Consider the following 20,160-nt stretch of genomic DNA (forward strand, 5'->3'; position numbering starts at 1 on the left):
CCCGCCGCCCCTACCCGTCCCATCCCGTACCTGGGGGCTGCGCCCCCAGACCCCCAACGGCCCTGAACGGGCCTCGTCCTCAAACGCCGCAGAGGGGGTACCCCCGACGGGCTGGAACTGCCGGCCGGAGCTGAAGAGGTACCGGCCGGGCTGTTGAGGTACCGCCCAGGTTGCAGAAGCGGCGAGGGCGGGTGGGTGGTAAAGAAGCCGGCCGTGAAACAGGCCCTGTCCTCGAATGCCGGACGGGCTGGATGGTGCCGGGCAGTTCTGCTGAGGTACCGCCCGGGCTGCAGAAGCGTCGGGGGCCCATGGGCGGGGAAGACGCCGGCCCCGGACTGTGGTCGCCTCCTCTTCCCTACCGCCTGCGCCTCTTCGCCGGGTTCCCTGTTCGGCGTGTTGTTCGGCGGGTGTGTTCTGCGTGCGACGCCTCGTATTCCTGGCGGTTCAGGGCTTCGCCGGGGGCCTCCTTCAGGGAGCGGAGGAAGTAGGCGGCCAGGGAGCCCACGAAGCCGATCGTCAAGAGGCCGCGGAGAGCGGCCTGGCGGGTCGGGTCCGGGCGTTCGGTGAACGCGCCCCACGTGTGACCGAACGCCAGTGCGCTGCACACCGCGAACATGACCGCCACCAGGAGCGTCACCACGCCTCCCACTTCCGCGATCCGCAGGCCCTCGTAGGCGAAGCGCAGGATCAGGCAGGACGCCACCGCCGCCGCCAGCGAGCCGGCGGCCACTCCCACCCGGCGGGCCGTGTAGCCGGCGTCGTGGTCCACCCAGGTCGTGCCGAAGAAGCGGATGGGCTCGGGGCTGGGGCCTGTGTCGCCGCCCCCGGCGTTCTTGTCGCTCACGGGTCGATTATCGCCACCCGGGCACCGGCACCTTGATGCCGGTGCCGGTGCCCGGGTGGGTCGTGGTCTCGCGTGGGTCAGGAGCAGCGCGCTGCCACGTAGCCGTCACTGCCCGTCAGGACGTACGCGTCCGAGACGTACTCGCCGTTGTCGATGTTGTCCCAGATGTTCGACGTTCCGTACGGACCGGTGATCGCCTCGCCGGGGCGCTGACAGTAGATCGGGATCCTGGCGCCCTCGGACAGTACGCGGACGATGGTGTAACCGGTGCCCGGGCCGCTGCGGACGTTCAGGCGGTAGCCGGGGGCAACCGAGTAGTAGCGGACGGACGCCGTCGCTGTCGCCGTCGCTGCCGTCGTGATCGTCAGCTCCGTCCGGCCCCCGGTCTCGCTCCTGGCCTCGTCGGCCGTTCTCTCTCCGATGTGCTCTGCGGACATGAAAAAACCTCCCCCGTCGGACCCCATGACTGCCATGGGGTCCCGTTGATACCCCTCAAACACGCCATGAAACACATGTGCGGAACTCGTACACCAGCGTCAGCAAGCCGCCTCTGTCCCGTATCCGTCATCGACTAGGCTCCGTGCGTCGCGCGCGCGGCCGAACAGCACGGGGGTGAGTCCATGACGCCACAGCGGAACTCCGGAACCGGTGCGGAAGCGGAATTTCCGGAGTACGCCGGTCAGTACCGTCTGGAGTCACGGCTGGGTTCCGGCGGCATGGGCGTGGTGCACCTGGCCCGGAGTACCTCCGGGATGAAGCTCGCGGTGAAGGTCGTGCACGGCGAGTTCGCCCAGGACCCCGAGTTCAGAGGGCGGTTCCGGCAGGAGATCGCCGCCGCCCGGCGCGTCAGCGGTGCCTTCACCGCGCCCGTCGTCGATGCCGATCCCGAGGCCGAACGGCCCTGGATGGCCACCCTGTTCATTCCCGGTCCGACCCTTGCCGAGGAGGTGAAGCGGAACGGGTCCATGGATGCCGGGCAGCTGCGTCGGCTGATGGCCGGGCTTGCCGAGGCACTGCGGGACATTCACCGGGTCGGGGTCGTCCACCGGGATCTGAAGCCGAGCAACGTACTGCTCGCCGAGGACGGTCCGAAGGTCATCGACTTCGGCATTTCTCGGCCGAAGGACAGCGAACTGCGCACCGAGACCGGCAAGTTGATCGGTACACCGCCGTTCATGGCACCCGAGCAGTTCCGGCGGCCGCGCGACGTGGGTTCCGCCGCCGACATCTTCGCCCTGGGCTCGGTGATGGTGCACGCGTCGACCGGGCGCGGGCCGTTCGACTCCGACAGTCCGTACGTGGTCGCCTACCAGGTCGTGCACGACGAGCCCGACTTGACCGGCGTTCCGACGAACCTCGCCCCGTTGGTGCTGAGTTGTCTCGCCAAGGAGCCCGAGGACCGGCCCACTCCCGACGAACTGATGCGGGCACTCAGGTCGATTGCCGCCTCGTACGACACCCAGACGTTCATACCCGAGCAGCGACGCACGGCGGACACCCTGGGTGCCTCGGACACGTCGGAAGGTCGGCAGGTGGGAGGCTCCAGCCATTCCGCCGCCTCCCCCTCGGCGGGCTCCCCCGACTCCCCTTCCCTCAACTCCGGCTCCCTCGAACGGCGTTCGGATCGGAGGCAGCTGCGCAAGCGCGTCGTCCTCGCCGCGGGTGCGCTCGTACTCGCGGCCGGGGGTGTCTTCGCCTCGGTGCAGGTGACCGGCGGCGGTGATCCGGTTTCCGCGCCCACGGACGGTCCCTCCAGGGCCGGTACGACGGCCGCCGCTGCCAATTTCCGGGCCTGGGCGGTGCGGCCGGCCGGCGACGACGACGCCGGTATGCCCCAATGCTCGTACGGCGGCGGGAAGTTGTTCTGTGCCCAGTCGGGGCTGGTCTCCGCCGTCGACCCGGCCGACGGCACCGTCCTGTGGCGGCACCCGATCAGCGCCACCCTCGTTCCGAGCCGCCCGCCCGTCCTGTCGGGCGGGCTCGTGCACCCCCCGCTGGACGACGGCCCCCGGCTGGAGGCGCTCGATCCCGGCACGGGCCGCACCCGGTGGCAGGAGACCGTCTCCGACCGCGTCGGCCTCGGATACGCCGGCGGCATGACCCTTCTCACCGGCGCCGACGGGAAGGTCACCGGCGTCGACAGCGCGTCCGGTGACAGCAGATGGAACCGGCGGATCGCCGGTCTGAGCGGCCCGCGGCTGTTCTCCTTCGCCGGCGACCAGCTCGCTTACGCCACGAGCACGGCCGAGGACGGGGCGAGTACGCGCGTCGCCGCCCTGGACCCGGGCACGGGTGACGTGCGCTGGCAGGAGCGGTTGGACGGGGAGCTGAAGCCCATCGGCACCACCGACGCGGGCGCCTCCGTCTTCTTCGCCGCCCTCGACACCGTGTACGGGGACACGGTCGCCGTCGTCGACTACGACCCGGCGACCGGAACCTCGCGCAAGGTCGATGTGACCGTTCCACTCCAGCGGGCCCATGGTGTCGTGCGCGGGAACACCGTCTATCTGATGGCCGGCGGAGGTGCGCTGATCGCCGTGGATCTGAAGGCGGGGAAGCAGCTCTGGCGGCTGGAGACGTCCGTGAGCCTCGGCTCGGCGCCGGCCGCCGACGGGCGGTACGTGTACTTCACGGCCGCCGACGGACGGCTGCTCGCGGTGAACGCCCGTACGGGGAAACTCGCGGGACAGACGGCACCGCGGCTCGGCCCGGCCTCGGACACGATCGCCGCCTCGATTCCAGCCCCCGTCGCCGCCGGCGGACGCGTCTACGCGAGCGCTCCCGACGGTTCCGTCTTCGCCGTGGACGCGACCGACCCGGCCGGCTGGTGACCTCCGGCGCCAGGAGCACGTACAGCAGCTGAAGCCCGTACGCGACGGGATGCACGCACGGAAAGGGGCCGCTCCTCAGGAGCGGCCCCTCCGTACAGGCATACGGGCTCAGCCCAGCTTCGACACGTCCCGCACCGCGCCCCTGTCGGCGCTCGTCGCCATCGCCGCGTACGCGCGCAGGGCCGCGGAGACCTTGCGCTCGCGGGAGACGGGGGCGTAGACGCCGTTCAGGGCCTCGCGGCGGGCCGCCAGCTCCTCGTCCGCGACCAGCAGCTCGATCGTGCGGTTCGGGATGTCGATACGAATGCGGTCGCCGTCCCTGACGAGGGCGATCGTGCCGCCGGAAGCCGCCTCGGGGGAGGCGTGGCCGATGGAGAGGCCCGAGGTGCCGCCGGAGAAGCGGCCGTCCGTGACCAGGGCGCAGGTCTTGCCGAGACCGCGGCCCTTGAGGAACGAGGTCGGGTAGAGCATCTCCTGCATACCGGGGCCGCCCTTGGGGCCCTCGTAGCGGATGACGACGACGTCGCCGTCGGTGACCCGCTTGTTGAGGATCTTCTCGACGGCCTCTTCCTGCGACTCGCAGACGACCGCGGGGCCCTCGAAGGTCCAGATCGACTCGTCGACACCGGCCGTCTTCACGACGCAGCCGTCGACGGCGAGGTTGCCCTTGAGGACCGCCAGGCCGCCGTCCTTCGAGTACGCGTGTTCGGCGCTGCGGATGCAGCCGCCGGCGGCGTCCTCGTCGAGGGCCTCCCAGCGCTCCGACTGGGAGAAGGCCTCCGCCGAGCGCACACAGCCGGGTGCCGCGTGCCACAGCTCCAGGGCCTCCGGCGACGGTGAGCCGCCGCGCACGTCCCATGTCTTCAGCCAGTCCGCGAGGGACGAACTGTGAACCGAGTTCACGTCCTCGTTGAGCAGGCCCGCGCGGTGCAGTTCGCCGAGGAGGGCGGGGATACCGCCGGCCCGGTGCACGTCCTCCATGTAGTACGTGCGGTCCTTGGCGACGTTCGGCGCGACCTTGGCCAGGCACGGAACCCGGCGCGAGACCTCGTTGATGTCGTCCAGGCCGAACGGGACGCCCGCCTCCTGGGCGGCGGCCAGCAGGTGCAGGATCGTGTTGGTCGAGCCGCCCATCGCGATGTCGAGGGCCATGGCGTTCTGGAAGGCCGCGAAGGTGGCGACGTTCCGGGGCAGGACCGTCTCGTCGTCCTGCTCGTAGTAGCGGCGGGTGATGTCCATCACCGTGCGGCCCGCGTTCTCGTACAGCGCGCGGCGGGCCGTGTGCGTGGCCAGGACCGAGCCGTTGCCGGGGAGGGCGAGTCCGATGGCCTCAGCGAGGCAGTTCATCGAGTTGGCCGTGAACATGCCGGAACAGGAACCGCAGGTCGGACAGGCGTTCTCCTCGATTCGAAGGATGTCCTCGTCCGAGATCTTCTCGTTCACGGCGTCGGAGATCGCGTCGACCAGGTCGAGCGTACGAACCGTGCCGTCGACCAGCGTGGCCCGGCCGGACTCCATCGGGCCGCCGGAGACGAAGACCGCGGGGATGTTGAGGCGCAGTGCCGCGTTCAGCATGCCCGGGGTGATCTTGTCGCAGTTGGAGATGCAGATCAGGGCGTCGGCGCAGTGGGCCTCGACCATGTACTCCACGCTGTCCGCGATCAGGTCGCGGGAGGGGAGGCTGTAGAGCATGCCTCCGTGGCCCATCGCGATGCCGTCGTCGACGGCGATCGTGTTGAACTCGCGCGGGATGCCTCCGGCGGCGGTGATGGCCTCGCTGACGATGCGGCCGACCGGCTGGAGGTGGGTGTGGCCGGGCACGAACTCGGTGAAGCTGTTCGCGACCGCGATGATCGGCTTCCGCCCGATGTCGGCACCCGGTACACCGGAGGCGCGCATAAGGGCGCGCGCGCCCGCCATGTTGCGGCCGTGGGTGACTGTGCGGGACCTGAGCTCGGGCATCGTCGCTCGCTCCTTCGGAGAGTTGTGACTCACGTCGAGCGTACGCCGGTCGTTCCGGAGGCCGACGCGGTGTCCGGAATACGGGATGGGCGTCTCGGGTTCCGGGTGCGGGTCCCATGGGGGATGGTCACGCCCACGCGGCGGAGCCGCACATGTCCCAGCCCCGCGCCCCTATCGGGGCGCCGTCAGGTGGGCCTGTATCACAGGGGCCACCCTCTCGATGATCTGCTCCGGGTCCGCCGACGCCAAGGGCTCCACCTTGATGACGTAGCGCAGCATCGCGATCCCCACCAGTTGGGCTGCGGCCAGTTCGGCACGAAGTTCGGCGTCAGGGAGGTCCAGCCGGGCCGCGATGCGACGCAGCAGCTGGGCGGAGATCAGGCGGCGGAAGACTCCGGCCGCGGCCTCGTTGTTCATGGCGGAGCGGACGATCGCGAGCAGTGCCTTGCGTGTGGCCGGGTTCTCCCAGACCCCGAAGAAGAAGCGGGCCAGCCGCTCGCCGACGCCGTCGGGGGGACCTTCGGCGATCGAGCCGGGGGCACTCAGGAGGGGTCCGGCGGCGACCTCGATGGACGCCTCGAAGACCTGCTCCTTGGTGCCGAAGTAGTGGTGCACGAGTGCCGAGTCGACGCCCGCGGCCTTGGCGATGCCGCGTACGGACGTCTTGTCGTAACCCCGTTCGGAGAACTCCTCACGGGCCGCCGCCAGGATGCGGTCGCGGGCGGCGGGGGCGTCCGCGGAGTCCGTACGGGAGGGACGTCCCCGGCGGCGGGGGGCCGCGCCGGTCATGGGCGCGGTCCCCCGCCGGGGACAACTCTGGCGGCCGAGGCCAGGTGGAGGCGGGTGAAGGCGAGCGCCTCGGCGAGGTCGGCCTCGCGCTCGACGCCGGACATCGCCCGGCGGGTGTTGACCTCGATCACGACATGGCCGTCGAAACCCGTGAGCGCGAGCCGTTCGAGCAGCTCGGCGCAGGGCTGCGTACCGCGGCCCGGGACCAGGTGCTCGTCCTTGTTGGAGCCGTTGCCGTCGGCGAGATGGACATGGCCGAGGCGGTCGCCCATGACACCGATCATCTCCATGGCGTCGCTGCGGGCCGTCGCGGTGTGGCTGAGGTCGATCGTGAAGTGCCGGTAGTCGTCCTTCGTGACGTCCCAGTCGGGGGCGTACGCCAGCATCTCCCGGTCGCGGTAGCGCCAGGGGTACATGTTCTCGACGGCGAACCGTACGTCCGTCTCGTCGGCCATGCGCCAGATGCCGGTGACGAAGTCACGCGCGTACTGGCGCTGCCAGCGGAAGGGGGGATGCACGACGACGGTCGACGCGCCGAGCTTCTCGGCGGCCGCCTGGGCGCGCTGGAGCTTGGTCCAGGGGTCCGTGGACCAGACGCGCTGGGTGATGAGGAGGCAGGGGGCGTGGATGGCCAGGACGGGGATGCGGTGGTAGTCGCTCAGTCTGCGCAGGGCTTCGATGTCCTGGCTTACGGGGTCCGTCCAGACCATGACCTCGACACCGTCGTATCCGAGGCGTGCGGCGATCTCGAAGGCCGTCGCCGTCGACTCCGGGTACACGGAGGCCGTGGACAGCGCGACCTTCGCATCCGGGATGCGTACGACTGGTTCTGCCACGGGAGACAGGGTACGGGGTGCGTAGGTCGGCCGGGGGTGGGGTGCCTGTTCGTCGTCGGGGTTCGGCGCGTGCGGGTCGTGTGTGGCCTGTCGCGCGGTTACGCGCCCCTGGGCAGGCAGGGGCTTGGGGCGTGCCGGAGCCGGTCCTGGGAGAAGGACCGCTACTCGGTGCCCATGTGGGTGCCCATGTGGTCCAGGCGGCGGAGGATCACGCCCTCCCTGAGGGCCCACGGGCAGACCTCCAGCGTCTTCACGCCGAAGAGGTCCATCGCTGCCTCCGCCACCAGAGCGCCCGCGACGAGCTGGCCCGCCCGGCTTTCCGAGACTCCGGGGAGGGCCGCTCGTTCCGCTGTCGTCATGGAGGCGAGTTCGGGGACCAGGGTCGTGAGGGACTCGCTCTTCAGTTCGCGCTGGACGTAGAGGCCGTCCGTCGAGCGGGCCGCGCCCGCCAGGCGGGCGAGCTGCTTGAAGGTCTTCGACGTGGCCACGACGTGGTCCGGCGCGCCGAAGCGGCTGAACTCGCCCACGGTACGGGCGATCTGGGCGCGTACATGGCGGCGCAGGGACCTGATGTCGTCGGGGTCGGGCGGGTCGCCGGGGAGCCAGCCCGCGGTCAGGCGGCCGGCGCCGAGCGGGAGGGAGACCGCGGTGTCGGGCTCTTCGTCGATGCCATAGGCGATCTCCAGGGAGCCGCCGCCGATGTCGAGGACGAGGAGCTTGCCGGCCGACCAGCCGAACCAGCGGCGGGCCGCGAGGAAGGTGAGGCGGGCCTCCTCGGAACCGGTCAGGACCTGGAGCTCGACGCCCGTTTCGGCCTGCACGCGCGCGAGGACGTCGTCGGCGTTGCTCGCCTCGCGCACGGCGGAGGTCGCGAACGGCAGCAGGTCCTCGACACCCTTGTCCTCGGCGGCCTGGAGCGCGTCCTGGACCACGGCGACGAGTTTGTCGACCCCTTCGGGGCCGATGGCTCCGCCGTCGTCGAGGAGTTGGGCGAGCCGCAGCTCGACCTTGTGCGAATGCGCGGGCAGCGGGCGCGCGCCCGGGTGCGCATCCACCACCAGCAGATGCACCGTGTTCGATCCCACGTCGAGGACACCGAGTCTCATGGACGGAACGCTACTGCCAGCCGTGCCCGCATCCGTCCCCGGAGCGGTGCCGGAAGGGGGTCTGGGCGACTTACCCTGGACGCGTGCCAAAGACGAAAAAGGCAAAGGCCGACAAGTCGGCAGTGTCAGCCCTCCCAGCGAAGTCCCCGAGGTCCTCGAAATCCTCGAAGTCGGCCAGGGCGAGCGACGAGAAAGGGCTCGACTTCGCGCGCGCGTGGGTGGAGTTCCCTGATCCGGCGGACCACGAGCAGGTCTTCCGCTGTGATCTGACATGGCTGACCTCTCGCTGGAACTGCGTCTTCGGAAGCGGCTGCCAGGGCATCCAGGCCGGTCGCGCGGACGACGGCTGCTGCACGCTGGGCGCCCATTTCTCCGACGAGGACGACGAGAAGCGCGTCGCCGGACATGTGGCGCGGCTCACGCCCGACATCTGGCAGCACCACGACATCGGCACCGAGTCCGGCTGGACCTCCGAGGACGAGGAGGGCTCGCGGCAGACCCGGCCGTACCAGGGGTCGTGCATCTTCCAGAACCGGCCCGGGTTCGCGGGCGGCGTGGGCTGCTCGCTGCACATCCTGGCACTGCGGGAGGGCCGCGAGCCCCTGGAGACCAAGCCGGACGTCTGCTGGCAGCTTCCGGTGCGGCGGACGTACGACTGGATCGACCGGCCCGACGACACGCGCGTGCTCCAGGTGTCGATCGGTGAGTACGACCGGCGCGGCTGGGGTCCGGGCGGCCACGACCTGCACTGGTGGTGCACGTCTGCGACCTCGGCACACGGCGCGGGCGACCCGGTGTACGTCTCGTACCGGCCGGAGCTGGTCGAGCTGATGGGCAAGGCGGGGTACGACCGGCTGGTCGAGCTCTGTGAGGAGCGGCTGGCCTCGCAGTTGCCGCTGCTGGCTCCGCATCCGGCTGATCCAGTCCGCTGATCCCCGTTCATCGACTGCCGTCGGTTCACGGTGGCCGGCTAGGACGCCGGGGTGCTGGGGGCACCGCTGCCGACGGGCGGCGACGAGCCTCCGGGGTCGGCCGGGGTCGAGGTCACCGAGGCCGTCGGGGTGGGAGTCTGCGTGGGTTCCGGGTCCGGGGCCGGTGAGGACGGTGGCGGGTCGCTGGGGGGCGCGGGCGCGGAGGTCGTCGGGTGCGGGGTCGGGGGCGGAGTCGTCGGGCGGGACGGGCCGGGGGCCGGCGGGGCCGGTGGGTTCGAGGGTGCGGGCGCGGTGCCGTACCCCTCGATGGAGACGACGGCGGCTCCGGGTGCGATCGACACCCGTGCGCTCCAGTGGCCGGCCGGCTCGCGCAAAGGGTCGACGTACACCTTGATCGTGACCGACTCTCCGGGTCGCAGCGTTCCCGACGACCGGCTCGGATACAGCCAGGACGCTCCTGTGGACGCCGTCCAGCGCACTGGCGTGTGCCCGGACGCGGTGAGGGTGATGAGCGTCGTGTCCCCGTCGCTGGAGGCCTCCACGGTGAGCAGGCCCGGGCTCTCCTTCGCGCCGGGGACCGCACTGACGACCTCCACGGAGACGTCCGGTGAGCCGGCGTCCTTCCTGAGGAGACCGCTGCCGGGGCCGGTGCCCGCGTTGCCGGCGTTGCCCGTGTTCTCGTAGCCGCCGCTCCCGGCCCGGTCGTCGAGGATGTCGGGGCGCTGCGCCTCGCTCGCGGTGGCCGAGCGGTCCCCGGGGCCGCCCTCGCCGGTCATCGGGGCCCCGCGGTAGGCCGCCCACAGGGCGAGGACGGGGGCGGCCACCACGGTGGCGACGACCGTGGTCGTGACGGCACGCGCGCGTAGGCGGTCCCTTCGGGCGGCGCGGTCCTTGGGGTCCATCGGGAAGCCGCGCCGGTCGAAGCGCGGAGCGGCGGCGCCCCGCGCGCGCGGGAGGTGTGCCATGGCGACGTGCAGGGCCGCGCGGGGCGCCTCCAGGACGGGCAGCTCGGCGGGCGTGACGCTGGTCCCGGGCCAGGCGTCGGGGGCGGCGCGCTCGGCGGTACGGCGGCAGCGCGGACAGTCGTCGACATGCCGGACCAGCTCGCGGCGCAGTGCGCTGCTGAGCACCAGCTGGTGGTCGCCGGTGAGACGGGCGACGCTCGGACAGGCGCCGGTCTCGACGACGGCGAGGGCGGCGCGGGTGCGTTCGACCTCGCAGGCGGCGGAGGCGAGCAGTTCGCGGGCGGCGGTGGCGTCCATGCCCAGGACGGCGGCGACCTCATGGGCGGCGAGCTTGTGGCGCACGGCGAGTTCGAGTGCCTCGCGCTGTTCGGGGGTGGTGCCGGCGGCCTCCGGCCAGGCGAGCTGGGCCAGTTCACGGCGGTGCGCTTCCTGGGCCTCTTCGGACACGGGGGCGGCGGAGTCGGGGGTGGCCTGGGGAGCGGGGGCGGCGGACGCCTGCCGCCTGCCGCGGCGGCCGGCCGCGTGCGTGCTCTGACGTTTCTGCTTGGCCTCGGCCAGCTTGCGCAGGCAGGCCCAGCGGGCCAGGGCGTAGAGCCAGGCCCTGCGGTCACCGGCGGACTCCGGGCCGCGCGGGCTGCGGCGCTCGGCGAGCGCCAGGACGTCACCGAGGGCGGCGGTCGCCGTGTCGTGGTCGCACAGGACGGAGAGGCAGTAGGTGAACAGGCCGTCCAGATACGGCTCGTAGCGTGCGGGCGGGCGCTGGACGAGCGTGCGCCCCGCCGCCCGGTCGCGCGCCTCACGGTGCGCCCGGTGTGCGCCGGTGCTGCGGGTCGGGGTGTCCGGACTGCTGCTCATCATCCGTGCGACCGTAGGCGCCTTACGACGACCGCTTCTCCCACCTTGAGCACATTTAATCCGTACGGGTGAAACGATCCCTCAATAGGGGACAGTAACCCCGGATCGCGTGGCTCGTTCCCGATCTGACGTGGCCGGTTCGTGCGGGGAGCGCGGCTGCCGGCACCCGTCGCCGACGGTGATGTCAGTGGTCCCGGATACGGTTCGTCTCATGGCTGCCCGTACGAAGACCGCGAAGGACCGACCGTCCTACCGCTGCACCGAGTGCGGCTGGCAGACGGTCAAGTGGCTCGGCCGCTGCTCCGAGTGCCAGGCCTGGGGCACGGTGGAGGAGTACGGCGCGCCCGCGGTCCGTACGACGGCACCGGGCCGCGTCACCACCTCCGCGGTCCCCATCGGCCAGGTAGACGGCCGCCAGGCCACCGCACGCACCACCGGCGTACCCGAACTGGACCGCGTACTCGGCGGCGGGCTGGTCCCGGGGGCCGTGGTTCTCGTGGCCGGTGAACCGGGCGTGGGCAAGTCGACGCTCCTCCTGGACGTGGCGGCGAAGTCGGCGAGCGACGAGCACCGCACCCTGTACATCACGGGCGAGGAGTCCGCGAGCCAGGTCCGGCTGCGCGCCGACCGCATCAAGGCGATCGACGACCACCTGTACCTCGCGGCGGAGACGGACCTGGCAGCGGTGCTGGGCCACCTGGACGCCGTGAAACCGTCGCTCCTGATCCTCGACTCCGTACAGACGGTGGCCTCCCCCGAGATCGACGGTGCGCCGGGCGGTATGGCGCAGGTCCGCGAGGTCGCCGGGGCGCTGATCCGCGTCTCCAAGGAGCGCGGCATGTCGACGCTCCTGGTGGGCCATGTCACCAAGGACGGCGCGATCGCCGGCCCGCGTCTCCTGGAACACCTGGTGGACGTGGTCCTGTCCTTCGAGGGCGACCGGCACGCCCGCCTCCGTCTCGTCCGGGGCGTCAAGAACCGTTACGGCACGACGGACGAGGTCGGCTGCTTCGAGCTGCACGACGAGGGCATCACGGGCCTCGCCGACCCGAGCGGCCTGTTCCTGACGCGGCGCGCCGAGCCGGTGCCGGGCACCTGTCTGACCGTCACCCTGGAGGGCCGCCGCCCGCTCGTCGCCGAGGTCCAGGCGCTCACCGTCGACTCGCAGATCCCCTCCCCGAGACGTACGACGTCGGGTCTGGAGACGTCCCGGGTCTCGATGATGCTCGCGGTTCTCGAACAACGGGGCAGGATCAGCGCGCTCGGAAAGCGGGACATCTATTCGGCGACGGTGGGCGGGGTGAAGCTCTCCGAGCCTGCCGCGGACCTCGCGATCGCCCTTGCGCTGGCCTCCGCCGCCAGCGACACCCCGCTGCCGAAAAACCTGGTCGCGATCGGCGAAGTGGGCCTCGCGGGCGAGGTCAGACGGGTGACGGGGGTCCAGCGCCGCCTCTCCGAAGCCCACCGTCTGGGCTTCACCCACGCCCTCGTTCCGTCGGACCCTGGCAAGGTCCCCACCGGTATGAAGGTCCTCGAAGTCGCCGACATGGGGGAGGCGCTCCGGGTGCTTCCGAGGTCGCGTAGGAGAGAGGCCCCACGGGACGGGGAGGACCGCCGGTAGACTTTGCCCAGGTCTCGCCCGTGCGTACGAACCCAGTGTGCGAAACGGGAGCACCCCAGATCCTGCGACCGGAGGAGTGCAGTGGCAGCCAACGACCGGGCAGCAGCTCCCGGAAAGTCCGGTGGGAGCTCCGGTGCCGATGGCCTGATGCGCGCCTCACTGAGCGCCGTGGCACCCGGCACGGCGCTGCGCGACGGGCTTGAACGGATTCTCCGCGGCAACACCGGCGGACTCATCGTGCTCGGCTCCGACAAGACCGTCGAGGCGATGTGCACGGGCGGTTTCGTCCTGGACGTCGAGTTCTCGGCGACCAGGCTGCGCGAGCTGTGCAAGCTCGACGGCGGCATCGTGGTCTCCTCGGACCTGTCCAAGATCCTGCGGGCCGGCGTCCAACTGGTCCCGGACCCGACGATCCCCACCGACGAGACGGGCACGCGGCACCGCACCGCCGACCGTGTGTCGAAACAGGTGGGCTTCTCGGTCATCTCGGTCTCCCAGTCCATGAGACTGATCGCGCTGTACGTGGACGGCCAGCGCCGTGTCCTGGAGGACTCGGCCGCGATCCTCTCCCGCGCGAACCAGGCCCTGGCGACCCTGGAGCGCTACAAGCTCCGCCTCGACGAGGTCGCGGGCACGCTCTCCGCGCTGGAGATCGAGGACCTGGTGACGGTCCGTGACGTCTCGGCGGTGGTGCAGCGCCTGGAGATGGTCCGCCTCATCGCGACGGAAATCGCCGGGTACGTGCTCGAGTTGGGCACCGACGGACGGCTTCTGGCCCTTCAGCTCGACGAGTTGATCGCGGGTGTGGAGCCGGAGCGCGAGCTGGTGGTCCGGGACTACGTTCCCGAGCCGACCGCCAAACGCTCCCGCACGGTCGACGAGGCGCTCGCGGAACTCGACGCGCTCAGCCACGCCGAACTGCTCGAACTCTCCACGGTGGCCAAGGCGCTGGGCTACACGGGCTCACCCGAGACCCTCGACTCGGCGGTCTCCCCCCGCGGCTTCCGCCTCCTGGCGAAGGTGCCGCGCCTGCCCGGCGCGATCATCGACCGCCTGGTGGAACACTTCGGCGGCCTGCAGAAGCTGCTGGCGGCGAGCGTCGACGACCTGCAGACGGTGGACGGGGTCGGCGAGGCGAGGGCGCGCAGCGTGCGGGAGGGGCTGTCGCGGCTGGCGGAGTCGTCGATTCTGGAACGGTACGTGTAGGCGGGACGGACAGACCGACCCACTGGGTCCGGTTCCTGGCCGGTCCCGTTCCCGGCCGGTCCCGTTCCCGGCCGGTCCCGTTCCTGGCTGACGCTGCCCTGCTCGATCCCTGGCCCGCTCAGTCCTTGCCCAGTACGAATGACGTCGGTGCGATCGTGAAGCCCTGGGTCTGGGCCTCGACCAGGTAGGTACCGGCTTCCGCGGACCCCGCCTCCGGTGTGGCGCACTCGGGGGCGCTCGCCTTGCGGTCCCACTCGAACGTGTACGTGATGCTGCCGCCGGCCGAGACACGGAACAGCAGACCGGCCGTGTCCTTGGGGCAGTCGTCCGAGGACCAGATGTCGTCGTCGCTGCTCGCCTGCGTGATCGTCACCACCGCGACCTTCGGACCGAGGTCGACCTTGCAGTCGTTGGCTGAGGTGTTCCTGGCGATCAGCTGGAAGGTGGGCGTCTCGTCGGGCGCGTACGTGTTCTGCACACTGCGCAGGGTCAACTGGACGACGCCGGCTGCGCAGTTGGGCAGGGTGGAACCGGCCGGAAGGGTGTCGCTGCTGCCGACGCTGCCGTTCACGCCGTCGTCCGTACCGCCGGCGCCGCCGCCCGTCCCGGCGGACCCGCTGCCGCTGCCGGACCCATCGGACCCGCCCGAACCGCTGGAGTCGCCGGAGCCCGCCGAGCCGGAGCCGGATTCCGAGCCGCCGGTTTCCGTACCGGCCGACTCATCGCGTCCGCCCGGGGCTTGACTGATCGCGGGGCCCGAACCGGACGGTCCCGGGGTGATCGTCTGCACGGGGTTCTTGCCGTTGGCGCCGTTCGTGCCGTTGTTCCCGCCTCCGCTGCCGGAGGTGACGACCCAGACGATCAGTAGCGTCAGCAGAGCGAGCACAGACAGCAGAACGGCCCTCCGTCGCCAGTAGATGGAGGAGGGAAGCGGCCCGACCGGATTGCGCATAGATCCCACGGCGCAAACTGTACGAGAGATCGGACCGTTCACTCGCCCCACCCGCCGCCGGGGCCTCAACTTTTCCGGATCATCATCCCGGCGAAGGGGGTGGTGACGTGGCTGAACTCCTTCCGAACAGGGAGTAGTTCAGGGTGGGGTGGGTGCAGCCCGGAGCATTTCGACTCCAGCCCGTCCGGCGTTTGAGGACAAGGCCGCCTCAGAGTCGAAGCAGGGCTCTGAGGGCGGCAGCCCCCAGGGATGGGACGGGTAAGGGCGGCGGGGGCGAAACACCCACCTCCACGCCGCACCGCATCGCACAACCCCGCACCCCCACATGGCAGGATCGGAACCGCCATGACTGCGCCCACGAAGCCCACGCACCGCGACGACAGCACCCCCCTCCACTCCCCCGTCATCGACTGGTTCGACGAACACGCCCGCGATTTGCCCTGGCGGCGCCCGGACGCCGGCCCCTGGGGCGTGATGGTCAGCGAGTTCATGCTGCAGCAGACGCCCGTCAACCGCGTACTGCCCGTCTACGAGCAGTGGCTCGCCCGCTGGCCCCGCCCCGCCGACCTCGCCGCCGACCCCTCCGGCGAAGCCGTCCGCGCCTGGGGCCGGCTCGGCTACCCGCGCCGCGCCCTGCGCCTGCACGGCGCCGCCGCCGCCATAACGGAACGCCACGGTGGCGACGTACCCACCGAGCACGCCCAGCTGCTCGCGCTGCCCGGCATCGGCGAGTACACGGCCGCGGCCGTCGCCTCGTTCGCCTACGGCCAGCGGCACGCCGTACTGGACACGAACGTCCGCCGTGTCTTCGCCCGTGCCGTCGCCGGCGTTCAGTACCCCCCGAACGCCACCACCGCCGCCGAACGCAAGCTCGCCCGCGCCCTGTTGCCGGACGACGAGCACACGGCCGCCCGCTGGGCCGCCGCCTCCATGGAGCTCGGCGCGCTCGTCTGCACGGCCAGGAACGAGACCTGTCACCGCTGTCCGATCGCCGCCCAGTGCGCCTGGCGGCTCGCCGGGAAGCCCGCGCACGAAGGTCCGGCCCGCCGTGGCCAGACGTACGCGGGCACGGACCGTCAGGTGCGCGGCAAGCTGCTCGCCGTACTCCGCGAAGCCCACACCCCCGTACCGCAGGCCGCGCTCGACAGCGTGTGGCACGAGCCGGTCCAGCGTGCCCGGGCCCTCGACGGTCTTGTCTCCGACGGTCTGGTCGAGCCCCTGCCGGGCGGGCTGTACCGCCTGCCTCACAGCTGAGACGGACAGCCGGGACGGACACAGCCGACACACACACCCGGCCTTCCGTAACACCCCGGCACGCCACCAAATCACCCCATAACACCACCAACTGCACTGTCCGCTAACCCCTTCCCTACTTCCGTTACACAACCGACGGACAGCCGCGCGCTCCCCGCAGGCTGGCTCGGACAACCCCGTGACAACGCCTCCGTAGCTTCGTCCCTGTACAGACCACAGGGCAGTGAAAGCCGGCCGGCAGACAGGCCGGAAACGGGGATCGGGAGGCGGTCGAGATGTCGCAGCAGGGCGAGGTGCTCGAATTCGAGGAGTACGTCCGCACACGGCAGGACGCGCTGTTGCGCAGCGCCCGTCGACTGGTCCCGGACCCCGTCGACGCCCAGGACCTGCTGCAGACGGCGCTCGTGCGGACGTACGGCCGCTGGGAGGGCATAGCCGACAAGCGGCTCGCGGACGCCTACCTCCGCCGGGTGATGATCAACACCCGGACCGAGTGGTGGCGGGCGCGCAAGCTGGAGGAGGTACCCACCGAGCAGCTCCCGGACGCGTGTGTCGACGACTCGACCGAGCAGCACGCGGACCGTGCCCTCCTGATGGATGTCATGAAGGTGCTCGCACCCAAGCAGCGGAGTGTCGTCGTGCTGCGACACTGGGAGCAGATGTCCACGGAGGAGACGGCCGCCGCCCTCGGCATGTCGGCCGGCACCGTCAAAAGCACGCTGCACCGGGCGCTCGCCCGGCTCCGGGAGGAGCTGGAGGCCCGCGATCTGGACGCACGCGCGCTGGAGCATGAGGAGCGGGAGCGTTGCGCGGCCTAGGCACAGGGGCGACCGAACCCGGAGTCCCACGGACGGACCGGGACCCGGACGCGGACCCACCCCCGGATCCCGGTCCGGGTTCACGGGAGCGGGCAGGGCATTCCCCGGGGCTGCTCATGGGGACGGCCGTGTCCGCCCCGGCAGGGCGGGCCTTTCAGGCGGTGATCACGGCGACGGCCGTGCTCGCCGCCCTCACCCTTTTCGTCTCCGCCTGCGCCACCGGCGGCACCGGTGCCCGTGACGAGGGCCCGGCCGGCTCCGACGCCGTCGCGGGCAAGCTGAGCCCCTCCGCCGCACCCTCCGCGTATGCCACTCCGGACGACGTGAACGCGGTCAGGCTCGTCATGGACGACCCGGGGGTCGCGGCCTCGGTCAAGCGCGCGCTGAAGCCGTGCGTCGGGGACGAGTACCCGGTGGACGTGTCGTACGGCGACCTGACGGACGGGGCCGTCGACGACGTCGTCGTCAACGTCATGACGTGCAGCGATGCCGTGGGCGTCGGCTCCTACGTGTACCGCGAGGCGGGTGACGGCTACCGGAACGTCTTCAGGGCCGAGGAGTCGCCGGTCTACGCGGAGATAGACCGCGGCGATCTGGTGGTCACCAAGCAGGTGTACAAGAAGGACGACCCGGTGACGAGCCCGTCCGGCGAGAATGTGATCACCTACCGGTGGACGGCGGGCCGCTTCACCCTGGAGTACCGCACGCACAACGAGTACAGCGGCGCCGTCGACGGCGCCGCACCGACGACGGCCCCGAACTGACCCCGCATGCCCCTGTACTGAACCCCTACCGACCCCGCACCGCCCGCACGAGACGAGAACTGAGAGAACCCGGGATGGCAGACCAGACCCACGTCCTCTTCGTCGAGGACGACGACGTCATCCGCGAGGCCACCCAACTCGCCCTGGAGCGGGACGGCTTCGCGGTCACCGCCATGCCCGACGGACTCTCGGGCCTGGAGGCGTTCCGCGCGGACCGCCCCGACATCGCCCTGCTGGACGTCATGGTCCCGGGCCTCGACGGGGTCAGTCTGTGCCGCCGCATCCGCGACGAGTCCACCGTGCCGGTGATCATGCTCTCCGCGCGCGCCGACTCGATCGACGTGGTCCTGGGCCTGGAGGCGGGCGCCGACGACTACGTCACGAAGCCCTTCGACGGGGCCGTCCTGGTCGCCCGGATCCGCGCGGTCCTGCGCCGCTTCGGTCACGCGAGCGGTCCGAACGCGGCTGCCGCGGAGGGCGGCGCGCCCGTGACCGGCGGGGTGCTCGTCTTCGGCGACCTGGAAATCGACACCGAGGGCATGGAGGTCCGCAAGGAGGGCCGGCCGGTGGCGCTGACGCCCACCGAGATGCGGCTGCTGCTGGAGTTCTCCTCCGCTCCGCGCACGGTTCTCTCTCGCGACAGGCTCCTCGAACGCGTGTGGGACTACGGCTGGGGCGGCGACACCCGGGTCGTCGACGTCCATGTGCAACGGCTGCGTACGAAGATCGGACAGGACCGGATCGAGACGGTCCGCGGCTTCGGCTACAAGTTGAAGGCCTGAGCGGGCCCATGCGTCTCAGAGGAATCCGGTTCGCGGGCATCGCGGGCATCCACACCGGGCTCAGATGGAAGCTGAGCGCCGCCATCGCGCTGGTGGGCGCGCTCGTGGCGGTAACGCTCAGCCTGGTCGTGCACAACGCGGCCCGGGTCTCGATGCTGGACGGCGCGCGCGACCTCGCGGACGAACGTGTGCTGATCGGGCAGAGCAACTACAACCTGTCGGGGCGGCCCAACTTCCCCGGTATCAAGGTCGACGACCCGAATCTGCCGCAGGAGCTGCGGGAGAAGGCGGCGCAGGGCCGCCGGGCGACCTATGTGACCGACCGGCCGGACGGGGCGCCGGACATCTGGGCGGCCGTGCCGCTCAGGGACGGGCACATCATGTCGCTGCACACCGGGTTCACCGACCGCAGTACGGACATCATGGCCGACCTCGACCAGGCGCTGATCATCGGTTCGATCGCCGTCGTCCTCGGCGGCAGCGCGCTCGGGGTGCTCATCGGCGCCCAGCTGTCGCGCCGGCTGCGCAAGGCGGCGGCCGCAGCGAACCAGGTCGCCAAGGGCGAGACGGACGTACGGGTGCGGGACGCCATCGGCGGTGTCGTACGGGACGAGACCGACGACCTCGCCCGGGCCGTGGACGCGATGGCGGACACGCTGCAGCAGCGCCTGGAGGCGGAGCGGCGGGTCACCGCCGACATCGCGCACGAGTTGCGTACGCCGGTGACGGGTCTGCTGACGGCCGCCGAACTCCTCCCTCCCGGGCGCCCGACCGAGTTGGTCCTGGACCGGGCAAAGGCCATGCGCACGCTGGTCGAGGACGTCCTGGAGGTGGCCCGTCTCGACGGTGCGTCGGAGCGGGCCGAGTTGCAGGACATCATGCTGGGCGAGTTCGTGGCCCGGCGGGTGCTCGCGAAGGACCCGGAGATCGCCGTACACGTGGTGCACGAGTCGGAGGTCACGACCGATCCGCGTCGGCTGGAGCGCGTGCTGTTCAATCTGCTGGCCAACGCGGCACGGCACGGAAAGGCGCCCATAGAGGTCTCCGTCGAGGGCCGGGTCATCCGCGTACGCGACCACGGCGCCGGCTTCCCCGAGGACCTGCTGGCGGACGGTCCGAGCCGCTTCCGTACGGGGAGCAGTGACCGTTCGGGTCACGGCCACGGTCTTGGCCTCACCATCGCCGCAGGCCAGGCCCGAGTCCTGGGCGCCCGCCTCACGTTCCGCAACATACGCCCACCGGGCGCCCCGGACGACGTTCCCACGGAGGGAGCGGTAGCGGTCCTGTGGCTGCCGGAACACGCCCCGACGAACACGGGCAGCTACCCGATGCTGCCAAAGGCCCGCGGCTGAGGGGCCCGGCCCCAGGGCACACCCATCGCGTCCGGCGCTTGTGAGCAGAGGTCGGTGCAGCCCAGGCCGCGTTTCCCACCGCCTCCCCGTTTGCCGCATCTGTCCAGCGCAGGCCGAGGCAACCCAGCCCGTCCGGCGTTCCGCGCCGGGTTGCCCAACCTTCCTTCCCGCCCACCCGCCCCCGGCACTGCTCCAGACCTTCTCCAGCCCGTCCGGCGCTCCGACTCTGCTGCGCGATTCGCTGGACCCGCAGGAACAGCCGCCCGGAGCACCGAGCACGGCCGCGTCGCC

Annotated in this window: 17 protein-coding genes; 9 read left to right on the plus strand and 8 right to left on the minus strand. The window is 71.2% G+C overall.

All coding sequences use genetic code 11. From position 1 onward, the window contains the following. Positions 1-355: 355 nt before the first annotated feature. Positions 356-844, minus strand: coding sequence for an EamA/RhaT family transporter (locus RB628_RS34050; RefSeq protein WP_318324489.1), 489 nt, complete (start codon positions 842-844; stop codon positions 356-358). 77 nt (positions 845-921) lie between these two features. Beyond that, positions 922-1,281 (minus strand): SH3 domain-containing protein, encoded by a 360-nt coding sequence (locus tag RB628_RS34055; RefSeq protein ID WP_318324490.1) that lies wholly within the window; start codon positions 1,279-1,281, stop codon positions 922-924. 183 nt (positions 1,282-1,464) lie between these two features. On the opposite strand from RB628_RS34055, the gene RB628_RS34060 reads away from it, so the two are divergent. Further along, positions 1,465-3,675, plus strand: a complete 2,211-nt coding sequence (locus RB628_RS34060) for a protein kinase domain-containing protein (RefSeq protein ID WP_318324491.1) — start codon at positions 1,465-1,467, stop codon at positions 3,673-3,675. A gap of 108 nt (positions 3,676-3,783) precedes the next feature. On the opposite strand, the gene ilvD is transcribed toward RB628_RS34060, so the two are convergent. The 4 genes from ilvD to RB628_RS34080 all read right to left on the minus strand — a co-directional run bounded on the left by ilvD (position 3,784) and on the right by RB628_RS34080 (position 8,368). Continuing rightward, a complete protein-coding gene (ilvD, locus tag RB628_RS34065; protein WP_318324492.1) occupies positions 3,784-5,637 on the minus strand; it encodes a dihydroxy-acid dehydratase in 1,854 nt (617 codons plus the stop codon). Positions 5,638-5,808: 171 nt separating this feature from the next. Continuing rightward, complete coding sequence (locus tag RB628_RS34070; RefSeq protein ID WP_318324493.1) at positions 5,809-6,426, minus strand: TetR/AcrR family transcriptional regulator; 618 nt, start codon at positions 6,424-6,426, stop codon at positions 5,809-5,811. Then, on the minus strand, positions 6,423-7,262 hold the full coding sequence (locus RB628_RS34075; RefSeq protein ID WP_318324494.1) for a sugar phosphate isomerase/epimerase: 840 nt from the start codon (positions 7,260-7,262) through the stop codon (positions 6,423-6,425). Before RB628_RS34075 ends, RB628_RS34070 begins: the two co-directional genes overlap by 4 nt. A gap of 161 nt (positions 7,263-7,423) precedes the next feature. Continuing rightward, positions 7,424-8,368: a Ppx/GppA phosphatase family protein gene (locus RB628_RS34080; protein WP_318324495.1), complete on the minus strand. Its 945-nt coding sequence runs from the start codon at positions 8,366-8,368 to the stop codon at positions 7,424-7,426. An 83-nt stretch (positions 8,369-8,451) separates the two neighbouring features. Between RB628_RS34080 and RB628_RS34085 the strand changes: the two genes are divergently transcribed. After that, positions 8,452-9,300 carry a hypothetical protein gene (locus RB628_RS34085; protein ID WP_318324496.1) on the plus strand — a complete coding sequence of 283 codons (849 nt, stop codon included), beginning with the start codon at positions 8,452-8,454 and terminating at the stop codon, positions 9,298-9,300. A 38-nt stretch (positions 9,301-9,338) separates the two neighbouring features. Here the strand turns inward: RB628_RS34085 and RB628_RS34090 are convergent, their stop codons facing one another. Beyond that, entirely contained in the window at positions 9,339-11,123 is a 1,785-nt protein-coding gene (locus RB628_RS34090; protein WP_318324497.1) for a BACON domain-containing protein, read from the minus strand. A 208-nt stretch (positions 11,124-11,331) separates the two neighbouring features. Here RB628_RS34090 and radA point away from each other — a divergent pair, with 208 nt between their 5' ends. Together radA and disA are read left to right on the plus strand one after the other, a co-directional pair. Further along, complete coding sequence (radA, locus tag RB628_RS34095; RefSeq protein WP_318324498.1) at positions 11,332-12,741, plus strand: DNA repair protein RadA; 1,410 nt, start codon at positions 11,332-11,334, stop codon at positions 12,739-12,741. Positions 12,742-12,822: 81 nt separating this feature from the next. After that, positions 12,823-13,947: a DNA integrity scanning diadenylate cyclase DisA gene (gene disA, locus RB628_RS34100; RefSeq protein ID WP_318324499.1), complete on the plus strand. Its 1,125-nt coding sequence runs from the start codon at positions 12,823-12,825 to the stop codon at positions 13,945-13,947. A 118-nt stretch (positions 13,948-14,065) separates the two neighbouring features. Here the strand turns inward: disA and RB628_RS34105 are convergent, their stop codons facing one another. Then, positions 14,066-14,908, minus strand: coding sequence for a hypothetical protein (locus RB628_RS34105; protein ID WP_318324500.1), 843 nt, complete (start codon positions 14,906-14,908; stop codon positions 14,066-14,068). Between the two features lie 336 nt (positions 14,909-15,244). Between RB628_RS34105 and RB628_RS34110 the strand changes: the two genes are divergently transcribed. The 5 genes from RB628_RS34110 to cseC all read left to right on the plus strand — a co-directional run bounded on the left by RB628_RS34110 (position 15,245) and on the right by cseC (position 19,869). Then, positions 15,245-16,153, plus strand: a complete 909-nt coding sequence (locus RB628_RS34110; RefSeq protein ID WP_318324501.1) for an A/G-specific adenine glycosylase — start codon at positions 15,245-15,247, stop codon at positions 16,151-16,153. Positions 16,154-16,428: 275 nt separating this feature from the next. Next, on the plus strand, positions 16,429-16,971 hold the full coding sequence (locus tag RB628_RS34115) for a SigE family RNA polymerase sigma factor (RefSeq protein ID WP_105976029.1): 543 nt from the start codon (positions 16,429-16,431) through the stop codon (positions 16,969-16,971). A 116-nt stretch (positions 16,972-17,087) separates the two neighbouring features. Next, positions 17,088-17,735: a hypothetical protein gene (locus RB628_RS34120; RefSeq protein WP_318324502.1), complete on the plus strand. Its 648-nt coding sequence runs from the start codon at positions 17,088-17,090 to the stop codon at positions 17,733-17,735. Positions 17,736-17,809: 74 nt separating this feature from the next. After that, positions 17,810-18,517 carry a two-component system response regulator CseB gene (gene cseB, locus RB628_RS34125; protein WP_318324503.1) on the plus strand — a complete coding sequence of 236 codons (708 nt, stop codon included), beginning with the start codon at positions 17,810-17,812 and terminating at the stop codon, positions 18,515-18,517. An 8-nt stretch (positions 18,518-18,525) separates the two neighbouring features. Further along, a complete protein-coding gene (gene cseC, locus RB628_RS34130) occupies positions 18,526-19,869 on the plus strand; it encodes a two-component system sensor histidine kinase CseC (RefSeq protein ID WP_318324504.1) in 1,344 nt (447 codons plus the stop codon). The last annotated feature ends 291 nt before the right edge of the window (positions 19,870-20,160 follow it).

The organism is Streptomyces sp. ADMS (assembly GCF_033441795.1).
Classification (GTDB): Bacteria; Actinomycetota; Actinomycetes; order Streptomycetales; family Streptomycetaceae; genus Streptomyces.

Coding starts and splice junctions, on each gene's coding strand:
- RB628_RS34055 (WP_318324490.1), bottom strand. CDS start 1,281: ATGTCCGCAGAGCACATCGGAGAGAGAACGGCCGACGAGGCCAGGAGC.
- RB628_RS34060 (WP_318324491.1), top strand. CDS start 1,465: ATGACGCCACAGCGGAACTCCGGAACCGGTGCGGAAGCGGAATTTCCG.
- ilvD (WP_318324492.1), bottom strand. CDS start 5,637: ATGCCCGAGCTCAGGTCCCGCACAGTCACCCACGGCCGCAACATGGCG.
- RB628_RS34070 (WP_318324493.1), bottom strand. CDS start 6,426: ATGACCGGCGCGGCCCCCCGCCGCCGGGGACGTCCCTCCCGTACGGAC.
- RB628_RS34080 (WP_318324495.1), bottom strand. CDS start 8,368: ATGAGACTCGGTGTCCTCGACGTGGGATCGAACACGGTGCATCTGCTG.
- RB628_RS34090 (WP_318324497.1), bottom strand. CDS start 11,123: ATGATGAGCAGCAGTCCGGACACCCCGACCCGCAGCACCGGCGCACAC.
- radA (WP_318324498.1), top strand. CDS start 11,332: ATGGCTGCCCGTACGAAGACCGCGAAGGACCGACCGTCCTACCGCTGC.
- RB628_RS34110 (WP_318324501.1), top strand. CDS start 15,245: ATGACTGCGCCCACGAAGCCCACGCACCGCGACGACAGCACCCCCCTC.
- RB628_RS34115 (WP_105976029.1), top strand. CDS start 16,429: ATGTCGCAGCAGGGCGAGGTGCTCGAATTCGAGGAGTACGTCCGCACA.
- RB628_RS34120 (WP_318324502.1), top strand. CDS start 17,088: ATGGGGACGGCCGTGTCCGCCCCGGCAGGGCGGGCCTTTCAGGCGGTG.
- cseB (WP_318324503.1), top strand. CDS start 17,810: ATGGCAGACCAGACCCACGTCCTCTTCGTCGAGGACGACGACGTCATC.
- cseC (WP_318324504.1), top strand. CDS start 18,526: ATGCGTCTCAGAGGAATCCGGTTCGCGGGCATCGCGGGCATCCACACC.